Source organism: Staphylococcus condimenti, from assembly GCF_001618885.1.
Taxonomy (GTDB): Bacteria; Bacillota; Bacilli; order Staphylococcales; family Staphylococcaceae; genus Staphylococcus; species Staphylococcus condimenti.
In genome coordinates, this window is record NZ_CP015114.1 from 2,559,653 (window position 1) to 2,584,734 (window position 25,082).

At 38.4% G+C, this 25,082-nt stretch carries 18 protein-coding genes, 2 tRNA genes and 2 rRNA genes; 12 read left to right on the plus strand and 10 right to left on the minus strand.

Annotated elements, in window-relative coordinates:
- Positions 1-192 precede the first annotated feature (192 nt).
- Positions 193-1,509 (minus strand): ISL3 family transposase, encoded by a 1,317-nt coding sequence (locus tag A4G25_RS12305; RefSeq protein WP_063164607.1) that lies wholly within the window; start codon positions 1,507-1,509, stop codon positions 193-195.
- A 244-nt stretch (positions 1,510-1,753) separates the two neighbouring features.
- On the opposite strand from A4G25_RS12305, the gene A4G25_RS12310 reads away from it, so the two are divergent.
- The 10 genes from A4G25_RS12310 (at position 1,754) to A4G25_RS12355 (ending at position 12,437) form a co-directional block, all read left to right on the plus strand.
- Positions 1,754-2,755, plus strand: coding sequence for a PP2C family protein-serine/threonine phosphatase (locus tag A4G25_RS12310; protein WP_047133046.1), 1,002 nt, complete (start codon positions 1,754-1,756; stop codon positions 2,753-2,755).
- Positions 2,756-2,831: 76 nt separating this feature from the next.
- Entirely contained in the window at positions 2,832-3,158 is a 327-nt protein-coding gene (locus A4G25_RS12315) for an anti-sigma factor antagonist (protein ID WP_015900817.1), read from the plus strand.
- A 1-nt stretch (position 3,159) separates the two neighbouring features.
- Positions 3,160-3,639: an anti-sigma B factor RsbW gene (gene rsbW, locus A4G25_RS12320; RefSeq protein ID WP_047133045.1), complete on the plus strand. Its 480-nt coding sequence runs from the start codon at positions 3,160-3,162 to the stop codon at positions 3,637-3,639.
- Complete coding sequence (sigB, locus tag A4G25_RS12325; RefSeq protein WP_047133044.1) at positions 3,614-4,384, plus strand: RNA polymerase sigma factor SigB; 771 nt, start codon at positions 3,614-3,616, stop codon at positions 4,382-4,384. The genes rsbW and sigB overlap by 26 nt, the downstream gene beginning before the upstream one ends.
- Before the next feature lie 110 nt (positions 4,385-4,494).
- Positions 4,495-6,645: a Tex family protein gene (locus A4G25_RS12330; protein WP_047133043.1), complete on the plus strand. Its 2,151-nt coding sequence runs from the start codon at positions 4,495-4,497 to the stop codon at positions 6,643-6,645.
- A gap of 7 nt (positions 6,646-6,652) precedes the next feature.
- Positions 6,653-7,108 (plus strand): SprT family protein, encoded by a 456-nt coding sequence (locus A4G25_RS12335; protein ID WP_047133047.1) that lies wholly within the window; start codon positions 6,653-6,655, stop codon positions 7,106-7,108.
- Positions 7,109-7,408: 300 nt separating this feature from the next.
- Positions 7,409-7,491, plus strand: a tRNA-Leu gene (locus A4G25_RS12340).
- Positions 7,492-7,517: 26 nt separating this feature from the next.
- Positions 7,518-7,591, plus strand: a tRNA-Gly gene (locus A4G25_RS12345).
- A gap of 124 nt (positions 7,592-7,715) precedes the next feature.
- Positions 7,716-9,267: ribosomal RNA gene (locus tag A4G25_RS12350) — 16S ribosomal RNA — on the plus strand.
- A 245-nt stretch (positions 9,268-9,512) separates the two neighbouring features.
- Positions 9,513-12,437: ribosomal RNA gene (locus tag A4G25_RS12355) — 23S ribosomal RNA — on the plus strand.
- Together the 16S and 23S rRNA genes with 2 tRNA genes alongside form the textbook arrangement of a ribosomal RNA operon.
- A gap of 223 nt (positions 12,438-12,660) precedes the next feature.
- On the opposite strand, the gene ilvA is transcribed toward A4G25_RS12355, so the two are convergent.
- From ilvA to ilvD, 9 genes are read right to left on the minus strand one after another with little or no spacing between them, the layout of a single operon-like run.
- The gene (gene ilvA, locus A4G25_RS12360) at positions 12,661-13,929 is read right to left on the minus strand and encodes a threonine ammonia-lyase IlvA (protein ID WP_047132782.1); all 1,269 of its coding nucleotides are present in this window, start codon (positions 13,927-13,929) and stop codon (positions 12,661-12,663) included.
- An 18-nt stretch (positions 13,930-13,947) separates the two neighbouring features.
- Positions 13,948-14,523: a 3-isopropylmalate dehydratase small subunit gene (gene leuD / locus A4G25_RS12365; RefSeq protein ID WP_047132783.1), complete on the minus strand. Its 576-nt coding sequence runs from the start codon at positions 14,521-14,523 to the stop codon at positions 13,948-13,950.
- Positions 14,516-15,898: a 3-isopropylmalate dehydratase large subunit gene (leuC, locus tag A4G25_RS12370; protein WP_047132784.1), complete on the minus strand. Its 1,383-nt coding sequence runs from the start codon at positions 15,896-15,898 to the stop codon at positions 14,516-14,518. Before leuC ends, leuD begins: the two co-directional genes overlap by 8 nt.
- Positions 15,899-15,913: 15 nt before the next feature.
- Entirely contained in the window at positions 15,914-16,954 is a 1,041-nt protein-coding gene (gene leuB, locus A4G25_RS12375) for a 3-isopropylmalate dehydrogenase (RefSeq protein WP_047132785.1), read from the minus strand.
- Positions 16,951-18,486, minus strand: a complete 1,536-nt coding sequence (locus A4G25_RS12380; protein WP_047132856.1) for a 2-isopropylmalate synthase — start codon at positions 18,484-18,486, stop codon at positions 16,951-16,953. The genes leuB and A4G25_RS12380 overlap by 4 nt, the downstream gene beginning before the upstream one ends.
- Positions 18,487-18,508: 22 nt before the next feature.
- A complete protein-coding gene (gene ilvC, locus A4G25_RS12385; RefSeq protein WP_015900807.1) occupies positions 18,509-19,513 on the minus strand; it encodes a ketol-acid reductoisomerase in 1,005 nt (334 codons plus the stop codon).
- A 56-nt stretch (positions 19,514-19,569) separates the two neighbouring features.
- On the minus strand, positions 19,570-20,043 hold the full coding sequence (ilvN, locus tag A4G25_RS12390; protein WP_047132786.1) for an acetolactate synthase small subunit: 474 nt from the start codon (positions 20,041-20,043) through the stop codon (positions 19,570-19,572).
- Positions 20,040-21,800, minus strand: a complete 1,761-nt coding sequence (ilvB, locus tag A4G25_RS12395) for a biosynthetic-type acetolactate synthase large subunit (RefSeq protein WP_371093510.1) — start codon at positions 21,798-21,800, stop codon at positions 20,040-20,042. Before ilvB ends, ilvN begins: the two co-directional genes overlap by 4 nt.
- 5 nt (positions 21,801-21,805) lie before the next feature.
- On the minus strand, positions 21,806-23,500 hold the full coding sequence (gene ilvD / locus A4G25_RS12400) for a dihydroxy-acid dehydratase (RefSeq protein ID WP_047132787.1): 1,695 nt from the start codon (positions 23,498-23,500) through the stop codon (positions 21,806-21,808).
- Between the two features lie 465 nt (positions 23,501-23,965).
- On the opposite strand from ilvD, the gene tsaE reads away from it, so the two are divergent.
- The gene (tsaE, locus tag A4G25_RS12405) at positions 23,966-24,439 is read left to right on the plus strand and encodes a tRNA (adenosine(37)-N6)-threonylcarbamoyltransferase complex ATPase subunit type 1 TsaE (RefSeq protein WP_047132788.1); all 474 of its coding nucleotides are present in this window, start codon (positions 23,966-23,968) and stop codon (positions 24,437-24,439) included.
- Positions 24,408-25,073 carry a tRNA (adenosine(37)-N6)-threonylcarbamoyltransferase complex dimerization subunit type 1 TsaB gene (tsaB, locus tag A4G25_RS12410; protein WP_041612999.1) on the plus strand — a complete coding sequence of 222 codons (666 nt, stop codon included), beginning with the start codon at positions 24,408-24,410 and terminating at the stop codon, positions 25,071-25,073. The genes tsaE and tsaB overlap by 32 nt, the downstream gene beginning before the upstream one ends.
- Positions 25,074-25,082: the final 9 nt, after the last annotated feature.

Here is a 25,082-nt window from a genome sequence, read left to right on the forward strand (position 1 = left end):
TTGCACCAATTGTAGAGACTGAACTAAATGTTTAAAGAGGCAGAGAAACAATTTCAGCTTAGGGTACACGTATGACTTTATTGCTCGACTATCAATATAGGTTAATATGGCGTTCCTAGAGATGCTGTTATTGGTTTTTGCCTCTTTTTTAGGCTCTCTGTCAAATAGGACTGGTGGCTCAAATTATAGAGGTTAAGCAGCTTTTAGCTGCTTAATCTCTTTTTTAGGATTCGAGGAAAAAAGTCTCGTACATAAAATAATACGATTGCGCAAATTAGTGAAGTTTCTATAACCGAAAGAAACCCTTTTTATCAGTTTGATCTTATTATTAATACCTTCGAGCGGACCGTTGGTCAGATTCGAATATTCCAAAGTATTCAGTACCATGTCATGATAATTTTTAAGTGTTCTGATGGAAATTTGAAGTTTGGGGGCAATGTTTCCCATGGTTATTGCCTGTATGGTTGATGTATATAACTGTTCATCATTTTCTTTTAAAGCGTAACGCAGCTGATGGACATAGTGATGCGTGTTTAACAATTTATCATCAAAATCCAATAAGAAATCTACAATTCCTTTGGTGGTTTTCCATTGTTTGAACAGAGGAACTTTATTATATTCGAACATCTCCAATTGTTCATAAGGTTTCAAAAGCAGTTTCCAGTAACGCTTATATTTATTGTAAAGCGGTCTGTCGTTATTTCGGAAAGTATTCATAACACTGACACGAGTCATATTCAAAGCACGATTCAATGATTGTACAATATGGAATCGGTCTATAATAATTTTGGCATTAGGGAATACTTCGTTGATCAAAGACATATAAGGTTCGTACATATCGATAGATACCGTCTTCACACGTTGTCTTTCAGCTAGTGAATAACGATAAAAGTGCGTTTTCAGAGCTGCCAATCTGCGATCGGGAACAATATCTACGATACGATGGGACACAGCATCAGCATAAATAAAACTCATATTATGGCTGACATGTTTGACACTTTTGAATTCATCCATCATTAAATGTTCAGGCAAAGCGCTGAACGGCTTTTGAGCAATCTGAGAAGCAGCTTTATCTATCATCCGAGCAACTGTAGAAGCCCCGACAGCACACGATTCAGCAATTGATTTTTGAGAACGGATTTCGGTAGCTTTCTGCAAAACAGCTAAACGGGTATTATCCGAAATATGGCAATGTCTCTCAACTATTTTTGTTTCAGCAGTGAAGTGCGTACAGCAGTGCTTACAGTAAAAACGCTGCTTCTTCAGGTTCAAATAGGCTTGTCTTTCAGATACCTTAGGTATCGTAATACGGGAATTCTTCATTCCATTTTTTATAATGGAGTACTCGGTATTTTTAAAGCCGCAGTTTTCACAGTGCTCAGGAACGTACGTCAATTTTCCAAAGTAGAATAGACACGTTTTTCCTTTATACTCTTTTTCTTCAACCTTAGTATCGAATTCTATATTTTTATCTTTAATTCCCAGTGTAGTTGATATAAAATGATTCATAGGCGCAACTTATCTCCTTTAATTTGGGTTTGGTCACTTTAAATTATAGAGATAATTGCGCTATTTTTATATCAAAAAATCGGACGAGTGATTTTCTCACCAGTCCGATTTAGTATAGAACCCTTTTTTACATATAAAATATTATAGAAGCCGAAAGTTTTTATTAATCAATTACAAAAACAAAGGTGTCTATACCTTTTATAATTAAGGTTAAAAAGAGAATTCAGAAAGAAGGACGATACAAGTGGAAGAATTTAAAGGGAAATATTTGCGAATGTTGCAATTATATGTAGAGTCCTACAACAAGCAAGCTGTGCTTAATCAATTCAAAGATTTCGGACAAGAAATTTTAGAAAAACACATCCATGCTGAAAATGTACTGGACATCCATAAGGAATGTGCAAAAGAATTAGATTTATCAAAAGATCAAATTTTAATGTCTTTAGAAATTTTAAAAACAATTGCGCAAACTTACGGATACAGTTATAAGGACTATCAAGAATTAGTTGATAAGTTATACTATCATGATAAAGAAATGGATTTAGCTTCGCGCCTTCAGCAAACAATGCTGCAAACAGAGATTCCTCAATTCGACAGTATTCAAATTGGAGTAATTTCTGTTGCTGCCCAAAAAGTGAGCGGCGATTATTTTAATCTGATTGATCATAAAGATGGCACGATGAGCTTTGCTGTAGCTGATGTTATCGGAAAAGGTATTCCAGCAGCATTAGCTATGAGTATGATTAAGTTCGGTATGGATTCATATGGTCATTCCCAATTACCAAGTGATGGGTTGAAACGATTAAATAGGGTTGTTGAAAAAAATGTCAATCAAGATATGTTTGTAACAATGTTTTATGGTCTTTATGAAGAAATGAATCATTTGCTTTATTGCAGTTCGGCTGGTCATGAGCCGGGATATGTATTCAGGGCGGAACAAGATGAATTTGAAGAAATTGATGTCAGAGGACGCGTGTTAGGTGTTAGACAACTCGAACGCTATAAGCAACAAGAGATTCCAATTTATTTAAATGACTTAATCATTATTTTTACAGATGGTGTAACCGAAATACGTGATGAAAACGGCAAGTTTATAGATATTAATTACTTGCTTGATTTCATACATAAATACAAAGACCTGCATCCTCAAGATATTGTTCAATTATTGTATGAAGAATTACTAGGCATCCAAAAATCTGGGAAGCGCGATGATTTAACCATTTTAATTATTAAGCGTGTAAATTAACAAAAAAATGATTAATCCCTAATCAAAAGGGGTATATAAGTGACTGAAATATGAACAGACTGGAGTGTAACACTTAATGAACTTAAATATAGAGACACAAAAATATGATGATTATTACGAGATTAAAGTTGGAGGAGAGTTAGACGTATACACTGTTCCAGATTTGGAAAAGGTATTGACTCCAATTAAGCAAGAAGGTACACATGATGTACATGTCAACTTGGCAAATGTTAGTTATATGGATTCAACTGGATTAGGTTTATTCGTAGGTACATTAAAAGCTTTAAACCAAAATGATAAAGAGTTATACATTATCGGCGCTTCAGATCGTATCAGCCGTTTATTTGAAATCACTGGTTTAAGCGACTTGATGCACGTAAATGAAGGATCGGAGGTAGAATGACATGCTAGCCAAGCGGAATGTAATTGAAATGAAGTTACCTGCAGAAGCTGAATATGTCAGCTTGATTCGTTTAACTTTATCAGGTGTATTTTCTCGTGCGGGGGCTTCATATGATGATATTGAAGATGCAAAAATCGCAGTAAGTGAAGCGGTTACTAATGCAGTCAAACATGCTTATAAAGGTGAAGATGTTGATGCTGCAATTTATTTGTGTTTCGAAATTTATGAAGATAAAATTAGAGTTGTAGTTTCTGATCAAGGACAAAGCTTTGATTATGAAGAGAAGAAAAAAGAGTTAGGCCCTTATCAAGAAGATGAGAATATTGATTTCTTAAGAGAAGGCGGTTTAGGATTATTCTTGATTGAATCATTAATGGATGAAGTTAAAGTCAACAAAGATAATGGCGTAACGATAAGTATGATTAAGTATATAAAAAAAGAGCAGGTGCGAAATAATGGCGAAAGAGTCGAAATCAGTTAACGATATTTCACCTGAACAAATCAATGAATGGATTAGACAACATCAAAATGATGAAAATACAGGCGCCCAAGATAAGCTCGTTAAACATTATCAAAAGTTGATTGAATCTTTAGCATTTAAGTATTCCAAAGGTCAATCACATCATGAAGATTTAGTACAAGTAGGAATGGTGGGATTAATTGGAGCAATTAATCGCTTCGATATCAACTTTGGAAGAAAGTTTGAGGCTTTTTTGGTGCCTACTGTGATAGGTGAAATCAAGCGATATTTAAGAGATAAGACTTGGAGTGTTCATGTTCCAAGAAGAATTAAAGAAATCGGACCAAGAATTAAAAAAACTACAGATGAATTAACTAACGAACTTGAACGTTCGCCATCAATTAGTGAAATTGCCGAAAGATTAGAAGTAACGGATGAAGAAGTACTAGAAGCGATGGAGATGGGACAAAGTTATAACGCTTTGAGTGTTGATCATTCAATTGAAGCGGATAAAGATGGTTCAACAGTTACCTTATTAGATATTATGGGTGAACAAGAAGGTGGCTATGACTTAACTGAAAAACGTATGATTCTAGAGAGAATTTTACCGATTCTGACAGACAGAGAAAGAGAAATCATTCAATGTACATTTATTGAAGGTTTAAGTCAAAAAGAAACCGGTGAACGTATCGGTTTGAGTCAAATGCATGTATCTCGTTTGCAGCGTAATGCAATTAAAAAATTGCAACAAGCCGCGAAAAAATAAGTTGAATTAAATATCAAACAGTAATTAGGACTGAAACGTATATATTGTGTTTCAGTCCTAATTTCTGATATATGGTAAAATTGTAGTATTAATAAATAGGAGTGTGCGCATTGGATTCACAATTAATTAAAACGATTGAACAACAATATGATTTTTCAAAAAAACAAATTACAGCTGTTCTTTCTTTATTAGAAGAAAATAACACAGTGCCTTTTATTGCACGTTATCGCAAAGAACGTACAGGCGGATTAGATGAAGTTGAAATTAAAAAGATAGCTGATGAGTATCACTATATGGAACAATTGCAAAAAAGAAAAGAAGAAGTGATACATAATATAGAACAACAAGGTTTGCTAACAGAAGATTTAAAAAAAGATATTTTGAAACAAACTAAATTACAACGTGTCGAAGATTTATATCGTCCGTATAAACAAAAAAAGAAAACTAGAGCGACAGAAGCAAAAAGAAAAGGCCTTGAACCTTTAGCTAAATGGTTAAAACAAGATAAGATAAACGAAAAGCCTGAAATTCATGCTGAACAATTTATAAATGAAGAAGTTACTACAGCTCAAGATGCTTTAGTTGGGGCACAAGATATTATTGCTGAATGGATTTCTGATAACCCTAAATATCGTAATAAAATTTTAAATGATACATTAAAAAGAGGTCTTATTACAACACAAAAAAAGAAAAAAGCTGAAGATGAGAAACAAACATTTGAGATGTATTATGATTTCTCTGAACCTGTCAATAAGATTGCCAATCACAGAATTCTAGCTATGAACCGCGGTGAAAAAGAAAAAGTACTTTCTATTAAAGTTGAAATGGATACAGAGAAAATTGAACAAGATATAGAAAGACAAGAAGTGAAAAATAATCACGAAGGTACTCGCTATATCAAAGAAGCAATTAAAGATAGTTTGAAACGATTGATTATGCCATCCATTGAAAGGGAAATTCGTTCAGATTTAACCGAAAAGGCAGAAACGCATGCAATAGAAGTATTCAGTGTCAACTTAAAACACCTTTTATTACAACCTCCATTAAAAGGAAAACAAATATTAGGTGTAGACCCAGCATTTCGAACTGGTTGTAAACTTGCAGTTATTAATCCTTTTGGGTCTTTTGTAGCTAAAGGTGTGATGTATCCGCATCCTCCAGTTTCAAAAACAAAAGAAGCTGAAAAAACATTACTTCAATTCATTAATGATTACAATGTAAGTTTAATTGCAATTGGTAATGGAACAGCAAGTCGAGAAACTGAACAATTTATTGCAGATTTAATACAAAAACATCATTTAGACGTTCAATTTATTATAGTTAATGAAGCAGGTGCTTCAGTATACTCTGCTTCGGATGTAGCCCGTGCAGAATTTCCGGATTTCCAAGTAGAGGAAAGAAGTGCTGTTTCTATCGGACGACGTGTTCAAGATCCATTAAGTGAACTTGTAAAAATTGATCCTAAATCAATAGGTGTAGGTCAATATCAACACGATGTGAATCAAAAGTCACTCGAAAGTGCTTTGGATTTCGTAGTTGAAACAGCTGTTAACCAAGTAGGGGTGGATGTGAATACAGCTTCGCAATCATTATTGCAGCACGTAGCTGGTTTATCTCCGCAAATTGCACAGAATATTATTGACTACCGAGAAGAAAATGGTGCTTTGACACATCATAAACAAATTAGTAAAGTTAAACGTCTTGGACCGAAAACTTTTGAACAAAGTATTGGGTTCCTACGTATTGTTAATGGAAAAGAACCACTTGATAATACGGCGATTCATCCAGAAAGTTATGAAGTTGCGTATCAATTGTTGAAAGAAGAAGAACTGACAGAAGCGGATATCGGAAGTAAAACATTAAAAGATAAACTTACTAGTTTAGATTTACAAACTACTGCAGAGAAATTAAATGTGGGTATTCCTACATTAGAAGATATTGTAGCTGCATTAGTTGCACCTAATAGAGATCCGCGTGATGAATATGAAACGCCAATATTGAAATCTAATGTCTTATCTATAGAAGATTTAACAAAAGGTATGAAATTGAGTGGTACGGTTAGAAATGTCGTTGATTTTGGAGCTTTTGTGGACATTGGTGTAAAACAAGATGGTCTTGTGCATATCTCCCAGTTGTCTAAACGATTTGTCAAGAACCCGATGGATATAGTAAATGTAGGAGATATTGTTGATGTTTGGGTATTGAGTGCAGATGCACAGAAAAACAAAGTTTCATTGACAATGATTAACCCTAATGAATAATAAAATAATTGACAATGATAAATTGCAAAAACTGACTGAAAGTATTTCGGAAAATGAATTCGGATTGCTGTTTAGACATAATGCGTATTTTAATCCAAGATTAAGAACTACTGGCGGTCGTTATTTATTAGTGTCTCATGATATAGAAATTAATCCGAAGCAATTTGAAAAATTTGGCGAAAAAGCTTTAATCGATATTATCAAACATGAATTGTGCCATTACCATCTTCATTTGCAGAGAAAAGGTTATAAGCATAAAGATGCCGATTTTAAAATGTTAAGTCAAAAAGTAGGAGCACCAAGATTTTGTGCTGCTATTGATAGTTATGAAGAACGTGCAAACTATATTTATAAGTGTGTTGGTTGCGGAGAAACTTTTAAGAGGATCAGAAAAGTAAACACGAAGAAAATGGTGTGCGGAAAGTGCAAAGGAAAATTACGCTTGCACAAACATTTAAAATAGTTTAGAATAAAGAATCTGTGATACAAAAAGTGTTTTAGTGTTGCAGGTTCTTTTGTCTTTCTATATCATACATAAAGTTTTCTAAAAAACTTTGAAAAAAGATTGATGAAAGTGTTGACTTTGTATCGACGATGTTATATGATAGTAAATGTCCTAAAAAAAGGGATTAAGATTTCAATACAATTTTTAAGAACTTATAAAAAGTTTTAAAAAAGCATTGACAACGTATTACAAAGGTGTTACAATTAAATACGTTGTAAAAATAAAAAAGTATTTTTTCTTAATGATTAGCAAACCCAAGCGGTCGTGGCGGAATGGCAGACGCGCTAGGTTGAGGGCCTAGTGGGAGAGATCCCGTGGAGGTTCAAGTCCTCTCGGCCGCATCAAATATCATTAAGGAAGCGCATCTGCGGGTGTAGTTTAATGGCAAAACCTCAGCCTTCCAAGCTGATGTTGTGGGTTCGATTCCCATCACCCGCTCCATTGAATATTTTAAATGAACATTGAAAACTGAATGACAATATGTCAACGTTAATTCCAAATTAACAAACGTCTTAGACGTTTTAAAACAAATTAGTTTTATGAGCTAGTCAAACAAATCATAACTTTTATGGAGAGTTTGATCCTGGCTCAGGATGAACGCTGGCGGCGTGCCTAATACATGCAAGTCGAGCGAACAGATGAGGAGCTTGCTCCTCTGACGTTAGCGGCGGACGGGTGAGTAACACGTGGGTAACCTACCTATAAGACTGGAATAACTCCGGGAAACCGGGGCTAATGCCGGATAATATGCGGAACCGCATGGTTCTGCAATGAAAGACGGTCTTGCTGTCACTTATAGATGGACCCGCGCCGTATTAGCTAGTTGGTAAGGTAACGGCTTACCAAGGCAACGATACGTAGCCGACCTGAGAGGGTGATCGGCCACACTGGAACTGAGACACGGTCCAGACTCCTACGGGAGGCAGCAGTAGGGAATCTTCCGCAATGGGCGAAAGCCTGACGGAGCAACGCCGCGTGAGTGATGAAGGTCTTCGGATCGTAAAACTCTGTTATTAGGGAAGAACAAGTGCGTAGGTAACTATGCGCACCTTGACGGTACCTAATCAGAAAGCCACGGCTAACTACGTGCCAGCAGCCGCGGTAATACGTAGGTGGCAAGCGTTATCCGGAATTATTGGGCGTAAAGCGCGCGTAGGCGGTTTTTTAAGTCTGATGTGAAAGCCCACGGCTCAACCGTGGAGGGTCATTGGAAACTGGAAAACTTGAGTGCAGAAGAGGAAAGTGGAATTCCATGTGTAGCGGTGAAATGCGCAGAGATATGGAGGAACACCAGTGGCGAAGGCGACTTTCTGGTCTGCAACTGACGCTGATGTGCGAAAGCGTGGGGATCAAACAGGATTAGATACCCTGGTAGTCCACGCCGTAAACGATGAGTGCTAAGTGTTAGGGGGTTTCCGCCCCTTAGTGCTGCAGCTAACGCATTAAGCACTCCGCCTGGGGAGTACGGCCGCAAGGCTGAAACTCAAAGGAATTGACGGGGACCCGCACAAGCGGTGGAGCATGTGGTTTAATTCGAAGCAACGCGAAGAACCTTACCAAATCTTGACATCCTTTGACCGCTCTAGAGATAGAGTCTTCCCCTTCGGGGGACAAAGTGACAGGTGGTGCATGGTTGTCGTCAGCTCGTGTCGTGAGATGTTGGGTTAAGTCCCGCAACGAGCGCAACCCTTAAGCTTAGTTGCCAGCATTAAGTTGGGCACTCTAAGTTGACTGCCGGTGACAAACCGGAGGAAGGTGGGGATGACGTCAAATCATCATGCCCCTTATGATTTGGGCTACACACGTGCTACAATGGACAGTACAAAGGGCAGCAAAACCGCGAGGTCAAGCAAATCCCATAAAGCTGTTCTCAGTTCGGATTGTAGTCTGCAACTCGACTACATGAAGCTGGAATCGCTAGTAATCGTAGATCAGCATGCTACGGTGAATACGTTCCCGGGTCTTGTACACACCGCCCGTCACACCACGAGAGTTCGTAACACCCGAAGCCGGTGGAGTAACCTTTTAGGAGCTAGCCGTCGAAGGTGGGACGAATGATTGGGGTGAAGTCGTAACAAGGTAGCCGTATCGGAAGGTGCGGCTGGATCACCTCCTTTCTAAGGATATTATACGGAACAGTTTCAACAGAAACTGACGGATTAACATTGACATATTGTATTCAGTTTTGAATGCTCATCCGAGTATTCATGATTGTACATTGAAAACTAGATAAGTAAGTAATAAATAGATTTTACCAAGCAAAACCGAGTGAATTAGAGTTTTAAAGCTTTATTCATTTAAATGAATCGCTAGTAATCAATTTGCCGACGGCAAAGAAGATTACTCACATAATTAATAACGTGATTAAGTTATTAAGGGCGCACGGTGGATGCCTTGGCACTAGAAGCTGATGAAGGACGTTACTAACGACGATATGCTTTGGGTAGCTGTAAGTAAGCGTTGATCCAGAGATTTCCGAATGGGGGAACCCAGCACAAGTTATGTTGTGTTATCGACATGTGAATACATAGCATGTCTGAAGGCAGACGCGGAGAACTGAAACATCTTAGTACCCGCAGGAAGAGAAAGAAAACTCGATTCCCTGAGTAGCGGCGAGCGAAACGGGAAGAGCCCAAACCAATGAGCTTGCTCATTGGGGTTGTAGGACACTCTGCATGGAGTTACAAAAGAATCGATTAGACGAACCGTACTGGAAAGTTGGACCAGAGAAGGTAAAAGTCCTGTAGTCGAAAGTCGATTCTCTCCTGAGTGGATCCTGAGTACGACGGAGCACGTGGAATTCCGTCGGAATCCGGGAGGACCATCTCCCAAGGCTAAATACTCTCTAGTGACCGATAGTGAACCAGTACCGTGAGGGAAAGGTGAAAAGTACCCCGGAAGGGGAGTGAAAGAGAACTTGAAACCGTGTGCTTACAAGTAGTCAGAGCCCGTTAATGGGTGATGGCGTGCCTTTTGTAGAATGAACCGGCGAGTTACGATCTGATGCAAGGTTAAGCAGCGAATGCGGAGCCGCAGCGAAAGCGAGTCTGAACAGGGCGTTGAGTATTTGGTCGTAGACCCGAAACCAGGTGATCTACCCTTGGTCAGGTTGAAGTTCAGGTAACACTGAATGGAGGACCGAACCGACTTACGTTGAAAAGTGAGCGGATGAACTGAGGGTAGCGGAGAAATTCCAATCGAACCTGGAGATAGCTGGTTCTCTCCGAAATAGCTTTAGGGCTAGCCTCAAGTGATGATTGTTGGAGGTAGAGCACTGTTTGGACGAGGGGCCCTTCTCGGGTTACCGAATTCAGACAAACTCCGAATGCCAATCAATTTAACTTGGGAGTCAGAACGTGGGTGATAAGGTCCATGTTCGAAAGGGAAACAGCCCAGACCACCAGCTAAGGTCCCAAAATATATGTTAAGTGGCAAAGGATGTGGTATTGCCCAGACAACTAGGATGTTGGCTTAGAAGCAGCCATCATTTAAAGAGTGCGTAATAGCTCACTAGTCGAGTGACACTGCGCCGAAAATGTACCGGGGCTAAACATATTACCGAAGCTGTGGACTGTCCTTCGGACAGTGGTAGGAGAGCGTTCTAAGGGCGTCGAAGCATGATCGCAAGGACATGTGGAGCGCTTAGAAGTGAGAATGCCGGTGTGAGTAGCGAAAGATGGGTGAGAATCCCATCCACCGATTGACTAAGGTTTCCAGAGGAAGGCTCGTCCGCTCTGGGTTAGTCGGGTCCTAAGCCGAGGCCGACAGGCGTAGGCGATGGATAACAGGTTGATATTCCTGTACCGCCAATGATCGTTTTAAGCGATGGGGGGACACAGTAGGATAGGCGAAGCGTGCTGTTGGAGTGCACGTCCAAGCAGTGAGACTGAATGGTAGGCAAATCCGCCATTCTTAAGGTCAAGCTGTGATGGGGAGAGGAAACATGTTTTCCTCGAGTCGTTGATTTTACACTGTCGAGAAAAGCCTCTAGCTAGAGATTTGGCGCCCGTACCGCAAACCGACACAGGTAGTCAAGATGAGAATTCTAAGGTGAGCGAGAGAACTCTCGTTAAGGAACTCGGCAAAATGACCCCGTAACTTCGGGAGAAGGGGTGCTCTTTAGGGTTCACGCTCTGAAGAGCCGCAGTGAATAGGCCCAAGCGACTGTTTATCAAAAACACAGGTCTCTGCTAAACCGTAAGGTGATGTATAGGGGCTGACGCCTGCCCGGTGCTGGAAGGTTAAGAGGAGTGGTTAGCTTCTGCGAAGCTACGAATCGAAGCCCCAGTAAACGGCGGCCGTAACTATAACGGTCCTAAGGTAGCGAAATTCCTTGTCGGGTAAGTTCCGACCCGCACGAAAGGCGTAACGATTTGGGCACTGTCTCAACGAGAGACTCGGTGAAATCATAGTACCTGTGAAGATGCAGGTTACCCGCGACAGGACGGAAAGACCCCGTGGAGCTTTACTGTAGCCTGATATTGAAATTCGGCACAGCTTGTACAGGATAGGTAGGAGCCTTAGAAACGTGAGCGCCAGCTTACGTGGAGGCGTTGGTGGGATACTACCCTAGCTGTGTTGGATTTCTAACCCGCGCCATTAATCATGGCGGGAGACAGTGTCAGGCGGGCAGTTTGACTGGGGCGGTCGCCTCCTAAAGTGTAACGGAGGCGCTCAAAGGTTCCCTCAGAATGGTTGGAAATCATTCATAGAGTGTAAAGGCATAAGGGAGCTTGACTGCGAGACCTACAAGTCGAGCAGGGTCGAAAGACGGACTTAGTGATCCGGTGGTTCCGCATGGAAGGGCCATCGCTCAACGGATAAAAGCTACCCCGGGGATAACAGGCTTATCTCCCCCAAGAGTTCACATCGACGGGGAGGTTTGGCACCTCGATGTCGGCTCATCGCATCCTGGGGCTGTAGTCGGTCCCAAGGGTTGGGCTGTTCGCCCATTAAAGCGGTACGCGAGCTGGGTTCAGAACGTCGTGAGACAGTTCGGTCCCTATCCGTCGTGGGCGCAGGAAGTTTGAGAGGAGCTGTCCTTAGTACGAGAGGACCGGGATGGACATACCTCTGGTGTACCAGTTGTCGTGCCAACGGCATAGCTGGGTAGCTATGTATGGACGGGATAAGTGCTGAAAGCATCTAAGCATGAAGCCCCCCTCAAGATGAGACTTCCCAACTTCGGTTATAAGATCCCTCAAAGATGATGAGGTTAATAGGTTCGGGGTGGAAGCATAGCGATATGTGGAGCTGACGAATACTAATCGATCGAAGACTTAATCCAATTTCAAGTTTTGACTGGTTGAATTGATAATTACTTACTATCTAGTTTTGAATGTATAATCGTAAGTTATATATTTATGGATGCGATGAGCCGCATTGAGATCTCGAGTTCGAGGTCTTTTTTTATTGCTTATTTTTTCATAAAAAACGAAAAAGCTGGATATCTTACACTACAAAAATATAGTATAAGATATCCAGCTTTGTTGCTTTATAACTGTTTATATTTAAATCAGTAAGGAGTATAACATTTTATTATCATTAATATAAATGTTGGATGGATCGAATTCTTGAACCTTTTCTTTTAATCTAGGAAGGTCATTATGATTTTTCAACTGTATTCCAATAATTACTGTACCAGTATTTTGAGATGATTTTTTAAGGTATTCAAATTTAGTAATATCATCATTTGGTCCTAAAACATCATTAACAAATTCTTTTAATGCACCTGGTCTTTGAGGGAAGTTGAAGATGAAATAATGCTTCATTTCTTCGTATAAGAGAGATCTTTCTTCGATTTCTTTCATACGGTTGATATCATTATTACCACCGCTAATTATACAAACCACTGTTTTACCTTTTATTTCATCTTTATGCGCTTCTAAAGCTGCTACACTCAAAGCACCTGCAGGCTCTGCAATAATAGCTTGTTTAGAGTACATATCTAAAATCGTAGAACAAACAGCACCTTCGTCAATTTGTAAATAATCATCTACAACTTGTTGGGCGATATCATAGGTAATTCTACCAACTTGAGCAACAGAGGCACCATCAACGAACTTATCAATTTCTGGTAGTTTAACACGTTGTTTTTCTAATACAACTGAAGTAAACATGCTTGCTGCACCAACTGGTTCTACGCCTATAATTTTAGTGCTGGGTGATTCGGATTTAAAGTATGTGCCTACACCTGAAATTAAACCTCCACCGCCGATAGCAGCGTAAAGATAGTCAATGTCTAAATTTTCTTCTTCAGCTTGGTCTAAAATTTCAGCAGCTATTGTCCCTTGTCCTGCAATCGTATTGACATTATCGAAAGGATCAATGAAATTCATATTATGCTCGTCAGTATATTCTAATGCTTCTTTCAAACAATCGTCGAATGTGTCGCCAACTAGAACAATTTCGACATTATCTCCGCCGAAGAATTTTACTTGGTTGATTTTTTGAAGAGGAGTAGTGACAGGCATAAAGATAACAGCATTTAAATTCATTTTTTTGGCTGTAAATGCAACTCCCTGTGCATGATTTCCTGCACTTGCACATGTAATTCCTTTTGCTTTTTCATTATCTGTCAATGCTTCAATTGCATTATAAGCGCCTCTCAATTTAAAAGATCTTACCCATTGTAAGTCTTCTCTTTTCAAATAAACATTACAATCATATTTTAAAGATAAATAATGATCTCTTTCTAAAGGTGTTTGTTTTACAATCGGCTGCAATGTTAAAAAAGCATCTTCTATTTCTTTGGCTGATACAGCAGTTTGTACAGTCATTTCGCTCACTCCTTATAATTATTGATATGATTCTTCATATTTTTTTATTTCATCATCGTACTGCAATGTCACTGCAATATCATCTAATCCTTGGACAAGTTTATTTTTCCAAGTAGAATCAATATCAAAATGAATTTCTTTATCTGGTGTTATTACTTTTTGATTCGGTAAATCTATTTTCAGTTCTTTGAAATCAGAAAGATATTCTCGTTCTTTTCGATCTAATGCAATTGGCAGAATCGCATTTTTAGTACAGTTCATATAAAAAATATCACTGAAACTACCAGCAATGATAATTTGAATACCATAGTCCTTAAGTGCCCAAGCTGCATGTTCACGGCTTGAACCGCATCCGAAATTATCACCAGTAATCAAAATTGATGCGCCGCGGTATTTCGGTTGATTTAATTCAAATTTCGGATTTTCACTGCCATCTTCTAAATAGCGCCATTCATCAAAAGCATAAGGACCTAAACCAGTTTTTGAAACACCTTTTAAGTGCACTTTAGGTATAATTTGGTCCGTGTCGATATTATCATTAAAAAGTACTCCGACTTTTCCTTCAAACTGAGTAATGGGTTCTATTTTAAGCATTGATGACCGCCTCCCAATTTCTGACATCTACAAAGCGTCCTTCAATTGCTGCAGCTGCTGCCATAGCAGGGGATACTAAGTGTGTACGTGCACCTTTGCCTTGTCTTCCTTCGAAGTTACGGTTACTTGTTGAAGCACAATGTACTCCAGCAGGTACTTGGTCCGGATTCATACCTAAACACATTGAACAACCAGGTTCTCTCCACTGGAATCCTGCATCTTTGAATATTTTATCAATACCTAAAGCTTCAGCTTGATGCTTCACGCTTCTTGATCCAGGTACAACAATTGCAGTAATATTTGGATGCACTTGATGACCTTCTACAAATTTACTTGCTTCAACTAAGTCTGACAGACGTGCATTTGTACATGATCCTAAAAAGACATATCCAAGCTCAATATCTTCTGCTTTTTCACCTGGTTTGAGTCCCATATATTGGTAAGCACGTTCATCATTGATATTTTCAATAGCAGGGAAAGGAGTGTTGAAACTTACGCCCATTTCTGGGCTTGTTCCCCAAGTTACCTGAGGTTCAAGCTGAGTAACGTCTAATTCAATGACACGATCAAATTGTGCATCGTCATCACTATATAATGACTTCCAGTATTCCAGTTTTTCTGGTGTCAAATCAGCATAAGTTCTATCTTTTACATATTCAAAAGTTGTTTCATCTGGTTGAACAAGACCATACTTTGCACCAGCTTCTATGGCCATGTTGCAAATTGTCATTCTTTCATCCATTGAAAGATTACGCATTGTAGAACCACCGAACTCTAATGCATATCCAGTACCAAAATCCACGCCGTATTGATTGATTAAATGCAAAATGATATCTTTTGCATACACGCCTTTAGGCAATTCACCATTGATATCAATCAGCAAGTTTTTAGGTTTAGTTTGCCATAATGATTGTGTCGCAAAGACGTGCTCAACTTCACTAGTACCGATACCAAAAGCAATAGCACCGAAGGCACCATGTGTTGCAGTATGAGAGTCGCCGCAAACAATTGTTTTACCAGGTTGTGTTAACCCCATTTCTGGTCCGACCATATGTACGATACCTTGTTGCTCTGTACCGTTATCAAACAGTTTTACATCGAATTCAGCACAATTATTTTGCAAAGTTTTAATTTGTGTTGCTGCAATTTCATCTCTGATATTGAAAATATCTTCAGTTGGAACGTTGTGATCTATCGTTGCAAAAGTTAAGTCAGGACGGCGTAATGGTCGTTTTTGAATTCTAAGGCCCTCAAAGGCTTGAGGTGAAGTAACTTCATGAATAAGATGAAGATCGATATATAATAATTGCGGTTCACCTTCTTTACCAGTGAGCACATGACGATTCCAAATTTTGTCGAAAAGTGTTTGTCCCATCTTAATCACCATCCTTTAAAGTTGTTGTAAAATTTTATTGAAAATATCTTTTGTACTTGTGTTACCACCTAAATCAGGTGTTGTTATTCCATCTTTAATGAGTTGATAAACAATACTTTCTAATTCATCAGCCGCTTCATTTTGGTTAAATGTTTCTCGGAAGCACATTGCTAATGAAAGTACCATACCTGTTGGGTTAGCAATGTTTTTGCCAGCTATATCAGGAGCTGATCCGTGAATTGGCTCATAAAGTTTAGTTCCTTTTTGGCCATAACTGACTGAAGGGGAGAGCCCTAAAGAACCAGGTATTACTGAAGCCTCATCACTCAATATATCTCCAAATAAATTTTCTGTAACAATCACATCAAATTGAGTAGGTCGTGTGATTAAATGCATACTGCATGCATCAACTAATAAATGTTCGACCTCAACGTCTGGGTAGTTCTCAGAAACTTCATTTATCGTTTGTCTCCATAACTTACTGGAAGCTAATACATTTTCTTTATCTACAGAAGTTAATTTATTATTTCTGCTTTCAGCTAATTGAAAAGCAGCATGGGCAATACGTTCGATTTCAGCTTTTGTATAGGTTAATGAATCAATAGCTTGATTTTCCTCTAGTTGCTTAGGTTCACCAAAATAAAGTCCGCCAGTTAATTCACGTACAATAACAAAGTCAGTACCTGCAACACGTTCTTCTTTCAAAGGAGAAAAGCGAGTCGCACCTTCAACAACCTTAGTCGGTCGCAAATTGGCATATAGTTCTAAATTTTTACGTAAAGCAAGTAAACCTGCTTCTGGACGTTTAGGATGATCATTCCATTTCGGACCACCGATTGCACCGAGTAGAATTGCATCTGCTTTCTTACAAGCTTCAAGTGTTGAAGTTGGAAGCGGGTCGCCATAGTTATCTATAGCGGCCCCTCCAAAATCATAAGTTTCAAGGTTATAGTCAATTTGGTATTTTTTACTTAGTTTTTCAAGTATTTGCAAAGTGCCTGATAAAATTTCAGGACCGATACCATCACCTGGGAGGGCTGTTATTTGGTAGGTCATGAAACAACGCCATCCTTTCTTGCTGTATCAGCTAGGTGATTTGAATTGGCTTCTACATATGCTTTACAAGATGCAAGCAAGACATCGTGGTCAACACCAATACCGTAATATGTTTTACCATCAATACGAATTTCAACATTTACTTGAGCTTGTGCATCTGAACCTTCTGTTACTGATGTGATTTGATAATTCAATAATTCAGAAGGAGCATTGAAAATCTGATCGACTGCATTATAGACTGCGACGATTGAACCAGTTCCAATTGCTGCTGAAGGATATTCTTTACCTTCATTATCTTTAAGAACCACAACTGCACTTTGGACACCTTCAGAAACGAATTGCAATTGCAAAGTTTCAACTTGATAAGCAGCATTAGTTTCGTGAGTGTGACCTTGAACAAGTGCATGTACATCATGGTCAGAAACATTTTTCTTTTTATCAGCAATTGATTTAAACTGTTTGAACAATTCCACTTGTTTTTCAGCTGTAATATCATAGCCTAATTGTTTAAGTTTTTCAGCAAATGCATGTTTACCAGACAATTTACCGAGTGGTAATTCTGATGATTTAATACCTACAAGTTGAGGTGTCATAATTTCATAAGTTTCAGGATGTTTTAAGAATCCATCTTGATGGATGCCTGATTCATGACTGAATGCATTTTGTCCTACAATCGCTTTGTTACGAGGGACTCGAATTCCTGCAAAACTTGCGACTAAATCAGAAGTTGCTTTTGTTTCATCTAATTTTAAATTTGTTTCAATTCCATAATGGTCACGGCGAACATAAAGACCAAGTGCAACTTCTTCTAAAGCCGTATTACCCGCACGTTCTCCAATACCATTAACTGCACCTTCGATACGGGTTGCGCCATTTTCAATTGCTGCCATACTATTTGCAACAGCTAGACCTAAATCATCATGACAATGAGCACTATAAGTAACTTCATGATCAGATTTAACGTTTTCAATCAGTACTTTAAAAATATTTCCGAATTCAGAAGGGTAGCTGAATCCAACAGTATCAGGAATATTGATAATCGATGCACCCGCATCTACTGCTGTTTGCACACATTTTACTAGGAAATCTAAATCAGTACGTGTTGCATCTTCTGGTGAAAATTGGACTACATCGAATAAAGATTTGCCGTAACTTACATTTTCTGTAATGTTTTCTAGCAACTCTTCTTGAGTCATTTTAAGTTTATGCTCTAAGTGGATAGGGCTGGATGCAATAAAAACATGTAATTGTGGATATTTAGCATCTTTCGTTGCTTCATATACTGCATCGATATCGCTTTTCTTACAACGTGCTAAACCGACCACAGCTGTTTTTGTTAAAGTTTCTGAGATTGCTTTTACAGAATCGAAGCTCCCTTGACTAGAAGCAGGGAAACCAGCTTCGATAACATCGACACCCCATTTTTCTAATTGCTTTGCAATTGTTAGCCTTTCATCAAATGAAAAGCTGACCCCCGGTGTTTGTTCACCATCTCTTAGTGTTGTATCAAATACTTGAATATGACTCATAATAATCAACCTCCTGATTTTTTAATTATTTTTCAATAGTTTTATTTTCAACAAAAGGCATCATTTCACGAAGTTCTTTACCAACTTCTTGAATTTGATGATCTTGTGCTTCTTCACGCAATTTGTAGAACTCTTTGAAACCATTTTTATTATCTTCAATGAAGCTGTTTGCGAATTTACCGTTTTGGATATCTTCTAAGACAGCTTTCATGTTTTGTTTAACATCATCAGTGATAACACGTGGGCCAGAAACATAGTCGCCATATTCTGCAGTATTAGAGATAGAATAACGCATTGTTTCCATTCCGCCTTCATACATTAAATCAACGATTAATTTCATTTCATGCAATACTTCAAAATAAGCTAATTCTGGTTGGTAACCTGCTTCAACCAATGTTTCAAATCCACTTTGGATTAAACGTGTCACACCACCGCAAAGTACAGCTTGTTCACCAAATAAATCAGTTTCAGTTTCTTCTTTAAATGTAGTCTCGATAACTCCAGCTTTTGTTGCGCCGATACCTTTTGCATAACTTAAAGCTAAGTTGAAAGCATTACCAGAAGCATCTTGTTCTACACCAAATAGGGCAGGTACTGAACTTCCTTCAGTGAATGTACGTCTTACTAAATGTCCTGGACCTTTAGGAGCAACTAAGAAAACATCAACATCTTCAGGTGGTTGGATAACATCAAAGTGGATGTTGAAGCCGTGTGCAAATGCTAAAGCGTTGCCAGCTTCTAAGTTTGGTGCGATTTCTTCTTCATATACTTTACCTTGGATTTCATCAGGTAATAATACCATTACTACATCAGCTTGTTTTACTGCTTCATCAACTGGATATACATCAAATCCGTCTTTTTTAGCTTTATCGAAAGAATTACCTGGGCGGATACCGATTACAACGTCATAACCATTGTCTTTTAAGTTTTGTGCATGAGCATGGCCTTGAGAACCATAACCAACTACTGCAATTTTTTTACCTTTTAAAGCATCTTCTTTTACTGTTTCGTCATAATAAACTGTTGTCATAATAAATTCCTCCAAATTTTGGTTGTTTTGATTTTAAAATATTTAGAATTTTCAAACTATAATAAAGCTGCAGTTCCTGTTCGAGAAACTTGTTTGATCTCTAGTGATGATAGTTGTTCAAGCAATTGATTCAAAGCAGTTTCACTACCAGCTGCTTGCAAGTAAGTAAAACCATCTTCTTCTTTCAATACTGAAACTAGCGCATCACTTTGTTGGATAAGTTCATATAAATTTTCATTTTCAGAAGGTGTTGCAACTTTTACTAATAATAATTCAACGCTGTAAGTGCTTGTATCTGTGATATCTTGTACAGTTAAAACATTCACTTGCTTTTCCAAATGGCGGATCAATGATTGGACTTGATCTGCTTCGTCAAGCTCAGCTACAAAAGTTAAATCTGAAATACCTGGGGTTGTACTTGGTGTAACACTTAACGTTACAATATTGAATTGTCTGCGTAAAAATGTACTTGTTAAACGGTTTAAAGTACCTGATTTATCTAATACTTGTGTTTTAAATGTGCGTCTCATAGTACACCCTCCATTTCATGATTTGCTTTGCCGCTTGGAACCATTGGTAAAACAGGTTCTTTTGGTGAGATTCTGACTTCAATCAGTGCTGGGCCTTCATAAGCAAATGCTTTATCAAGATCTGCTTCTAATTGAGCTGGGTCATCAATTAAGAAACCTTTAACACCATATGCTTCAGATAATTTTTGGAAATCTGGTTGGCCATTGAAAACTGAATGTGAAAAACGTTGATTGAAAAATTTATCTTGCCATTGTTTTACCATACCAAGTGTTCCGTTATTGATTAAAACAATTTTGATATCTAAACCATACTCATGCAGCAATGCCATTTCTTGGTTTGTCATTTGGAATCCGCCGTCACCCACAAAACAAACTACTGTTTTATCTGGAGATGCAAGTTTAGCACCGATTGCTGATGGAATACCGAAGCCCATTGTACCTAATCCGCCACTTGTAACAAATTGATTATGATCTTTAAATGGATAGAATTGTGCAGCCCACATTTGATGTTGTCCAACATCTGTCGTAACTATCGCATCACCATTTGTAATTTTGCCGATATATTCAATTGCTTTTTGAGGTTTATTGAAAACATCTGCTTCTTCATCTGTATAGGCAAATGGATGATCTTTTTTATTGTTTAAACAATATTCAACCCAGTTTTCATGGTCAGTGTAATGATTGCTTTCGTTCAATAATGATTCAAGTACAAGTTTGCAATCAGCTACAATGCCTAAATCTGTTTTGATGATTTTGTCAATTTCAGATGCATCGATATCAACGTGTACAACTGTTGCATGTTTAGCAAATTCCTCTGGATTACTTGCTAATCTATCATCAAAACGACTGCCTAAATTGATAAGCAGATCACAATCAGAAAGTGCCATGTTAGCAGCGTATGAACCATGCATGCCTCCCATACCTAAGAAGAGTGGATTTTCATATGGAATTGTACCTAAACCATGTAAAGTTGTAACTACTGGAACCTGATGTCTTTCGGCAAACTCAGTCAATTGCGGACCAGATTGTGAATGTCTTACACCAGCTCCTACCAGCAATACTGGCTTTTTAGCGTCTTTCAATTTGGCTAACACATAATCGATATCTGATGGTTCCGGTGCATCTGCTAAGTGATATCCTGGTAAATCAAGTTCATCTGTCACGTCAGCTTCAGATTTTAAGATACCTACATCTTTAGGGAAGTCGATGACTACAGGACCTTTACGTCCTGTATTTGCAATGTGAAATGCTTGATGTACAACACTTGGAATCTCGTCAGGATGTTTAACTTGGAAATTATGTTTTGTGATTGGTGTTGTCATTGAAAGCAAATCTGCTTCTTGGAAAGCATCTTTACCAATTCCAGGTGTCGCAACTTGTCCTGTAAAGACTACAAGCGGTAATGAATCACTGTATGCATCAGCAATACCAGTAATAACGTTAGTTGAACCTGGACCGCTTGTTACAACTACAACACCAGGTTTGCCAGAAACTCTGGCATAACCTTCTGCTGCATGTACGGCACCTTGTTCATGTCTTGCTAAGATATGTCTGATTTTGCCGTCATAAAATGTATCATATAATGGAAGCACTGCACCGCCCGGATAACCGAAGATTTGTTCAGTTCCTTCTTTGACGAGTGCTTCTACTAGTAATTCTGAACCGCTTCTTTCAGTGGGCTTTGTTTCTACCGTCAGTCGATCTGCTTGAGTGTCAGCTGTATGATTTTCATGTTCAGTCATTTGTGGGTTAGACATAATACTCACTCCTCGATTAAATATTCAGGTACTTTCATTACGCCGCCTGTATTTGCGCTTGTCACTAGTGCTGTATAACGTGCAAGGTAACCTGTTTTAACTTTTGCTTTAAATGGTTTGATTTCTGACTTGCGTTGTTCTAATACTTCATCTGAAACTTCTACATCTAATGTTCTGTTTGTTAAGTCGATAGTAATATCATCACCGTCATGAATTAATCCGATTGGTCCACCTGAAGCAGCTTCTGGAGATACATGACCGACTGCGATACCGCGTGTCGCGCCTGAGAAGCGGCCGTCAGTGATAAGTGCTACATCTTTGCCGAGGCCTCTGCCGACGATAGAAGAAGTAGGGGCAAGCATCTCTGGCATGCCTGGGCCGCCTTTAGGTCCTTCATAACGAATGACAACCACGTGGCCTTCTCTTACTGTATGATTATCGATGGCTTCAACAGCTTCGTCGTGAGAATCAAAACAAATTGCTTTTCCTTTAAATGTTTTGATTTCTGGATCTACACCGCCGACTTTGATAACTGCACCGTTTGGAGCCAGGTTGCCGTATAGAATTGATAATCCGCCTTCTTTATCGTAAGGGTTATCTAATGGATGAATTACATCTTCATTTTGGATTTCTTTTCCTTCATTGTTTTCACGCAATGTTTTGCCTGTAACAGTAACTCTGTCAGGATGTAATGTACCTTCTTTTTTCATCAATTCATTGATAATAGCAGGTACGCCACCGGCTTCATGTACATCGTGCATAGAGTATGAAGAACTTGGTGCAATCTTAGAAAGATATGGTGTACGTTTTGCGATTTCATTAATACGTTTTAAATCGTAATCAACACCTGCTTCATTCGCGATAGCTAATGTATGCAGTACAGTGTTTGTTGAACCGCCCATCGCCATATCTAATGCAAACGCATCATCTAAAGCTTCTTTTGTTACAATGTCTCGAGGTTTTAAATCATTTTTAATATTTTCAACTAATTGGAAAGCAGCTTGTCTGATCATTTCTCTTCTTTGGTCTGAGACAGCAAGTGCAGTACCGTTATATGGTAATGCTAAGCCGAGTACTTCCATTAAACAGTTCATTGAGTTTGCTGTGAACATTCCAGCACATGAACCGCAAGTAGGGCAGGCATTTTGTTCCATATCTAAGAATTCCTCTTGGGTCATTGAACCGCCTTTAAATGCACCGACAGCTTCGAACATAGATGAAAGTGTGAGTGCTTTACCTTGTGCAGATAAACCAGCTTTCATTGGTCCGCCTGAGCAAAAGATTGCTGGAACATTGGTTCTTACTGCTGCCATTAACATGCCGGGTGTGATTTTGTCACAGTTCGGAATGTAGAATACACCATCGAACCAGTGTGCATTGATAACTGTTTCTGCTGCATCAGCAATGATTTCTCTTGATGGTAATGAGTAACGCATTCCAATGTGTCCCATAGCGATACCGTCATCTACGCCGATAGTATTGAATTCAAAGGGGATAGCACCCGCTTCTCTAATGGCTTCCTTAGCAATATCTGCTAATTCTCTGAGATGAACATGTCCTGGAACGATATCGATATAAGAGTTGCAAATAGCAACGAATGGTTTATTCATATCTGTTGGTTCTTTAATTTGTCCTGTGGCATGAAGTAAACTTCTAGCCGGAGCTTGTTGATCTCCTTTTTTGATTTGATCGCTTCTCACAAATATTCCCCCCGTCAATTCAAATAAAAAAACGTCCCAACAAGAATTGGGACGTTCAAAAGTCCCATTCAATCGGAAATAGGACTTAAACATTTAGTAGATACAATTACTAAAGTTCGAGTCCTAGCAAATAATTAAAATGACTAAAATATTTGTTGTTGTCGGTAGAGTGTTTGCAGTTGTGGTGTTAGTCATTTTAATTATCTCCTTTCGAATGGTTTATATCATTAAATTGAATTGTCTAAAAATTTGATAAATTCAATTTACTACATAGAGCGGGTGATGTCAATACATTTATTAGAATTTTTTCAAAATTAGTTCATCTTTTTTATTTATCCTACTTTAGAATAAGATAGTTTATCCTGTGCAGAAACAGGGTTTTATTTTTCAGTGAGAGTTGCATAGCGTGTTACAATATAGAAGATAAAAATTTTCTGTATTACACAGATTTATAGGAGATTTAAAATGATTAAAATCAACACTCTTGATCAAATGAATCATTTTGCTGAAATCTTAGCAAAGTATATAGAACCAGGAGATTTAATTTTATTGGACGGCAATCTAGGGGCAGGTAAAACGACGTTAAGTCAATTTATCGGCAAGCACTTGGGTGTAAAACGTACGATTAATTCTCCAACATTCAATATTATTAAATCTTATAAAGGAACAAAGATGAAGTTCCATCATATGGACTGTTATCGTTTAGAAGATGCTGAAGAAGATCTAGGCTTTGAAGAATATTTTAATGACCATGCCTTAACAGTCATTGAATGGAGCGCGTTTATTTCTGATTTTCTGCCTAAGGATTTTTTACGTATTATGATAAAAGCACAAGATGAAACTGAACGTATCATTTCATTAGAAGCAAATGGAAAACGATATGACAAATTGAAGGAGGAAGTAGAACGTGAATTACTTGCTGCTAGATACATCGAATAAACCGATGTCGCTTGCTGTGATGCAAGATGATAATGTTCTAATTGAACATACAACGAATTTAAAACGCAATCATTCTATTCAATTGATGCCTGCAATACAAAATATTTTGCAAGAAGCAAATATAGATAAAAAAGATATTGATGCCATTATTACAGCTAAAGGGCCTGGTTCTTACACAGGATTACGTATCGGCGTGACAACAGCGAAAACTTTAGCTTACGCACTTCAAACTGATTTATACGGTGTTTCTTCATTAGCAGCGTTAGCCGCAGTGATGCCTGATATAAAAGAAGGTTTATTAATAGCGCCTGTAATGGATGCAAGACGTGAAGCGGTTTATACAGGTGTATATCGATATACTGAAGGCCAATTAGAAAGTGTATTAGATGATCAATATATGACAATTGAAGATTTAAATATGTATTTAAATGAGAGCGAACAAGATTATGTTTTCGTTGGGAATGATTTAGAAAAAGTAGAGCCATTGTTAGATGGAAAAGTTATTATAACACTACCGCAAGCACATAAGATGAAATCACTGATCAACCAACCTGAAAATATCCACACATTCAAACCAGATTATTTAAAATTATCGGAGGCAGAACGCAATTGGTTGAACAACCAGAAGTCTTAGATGATTTAA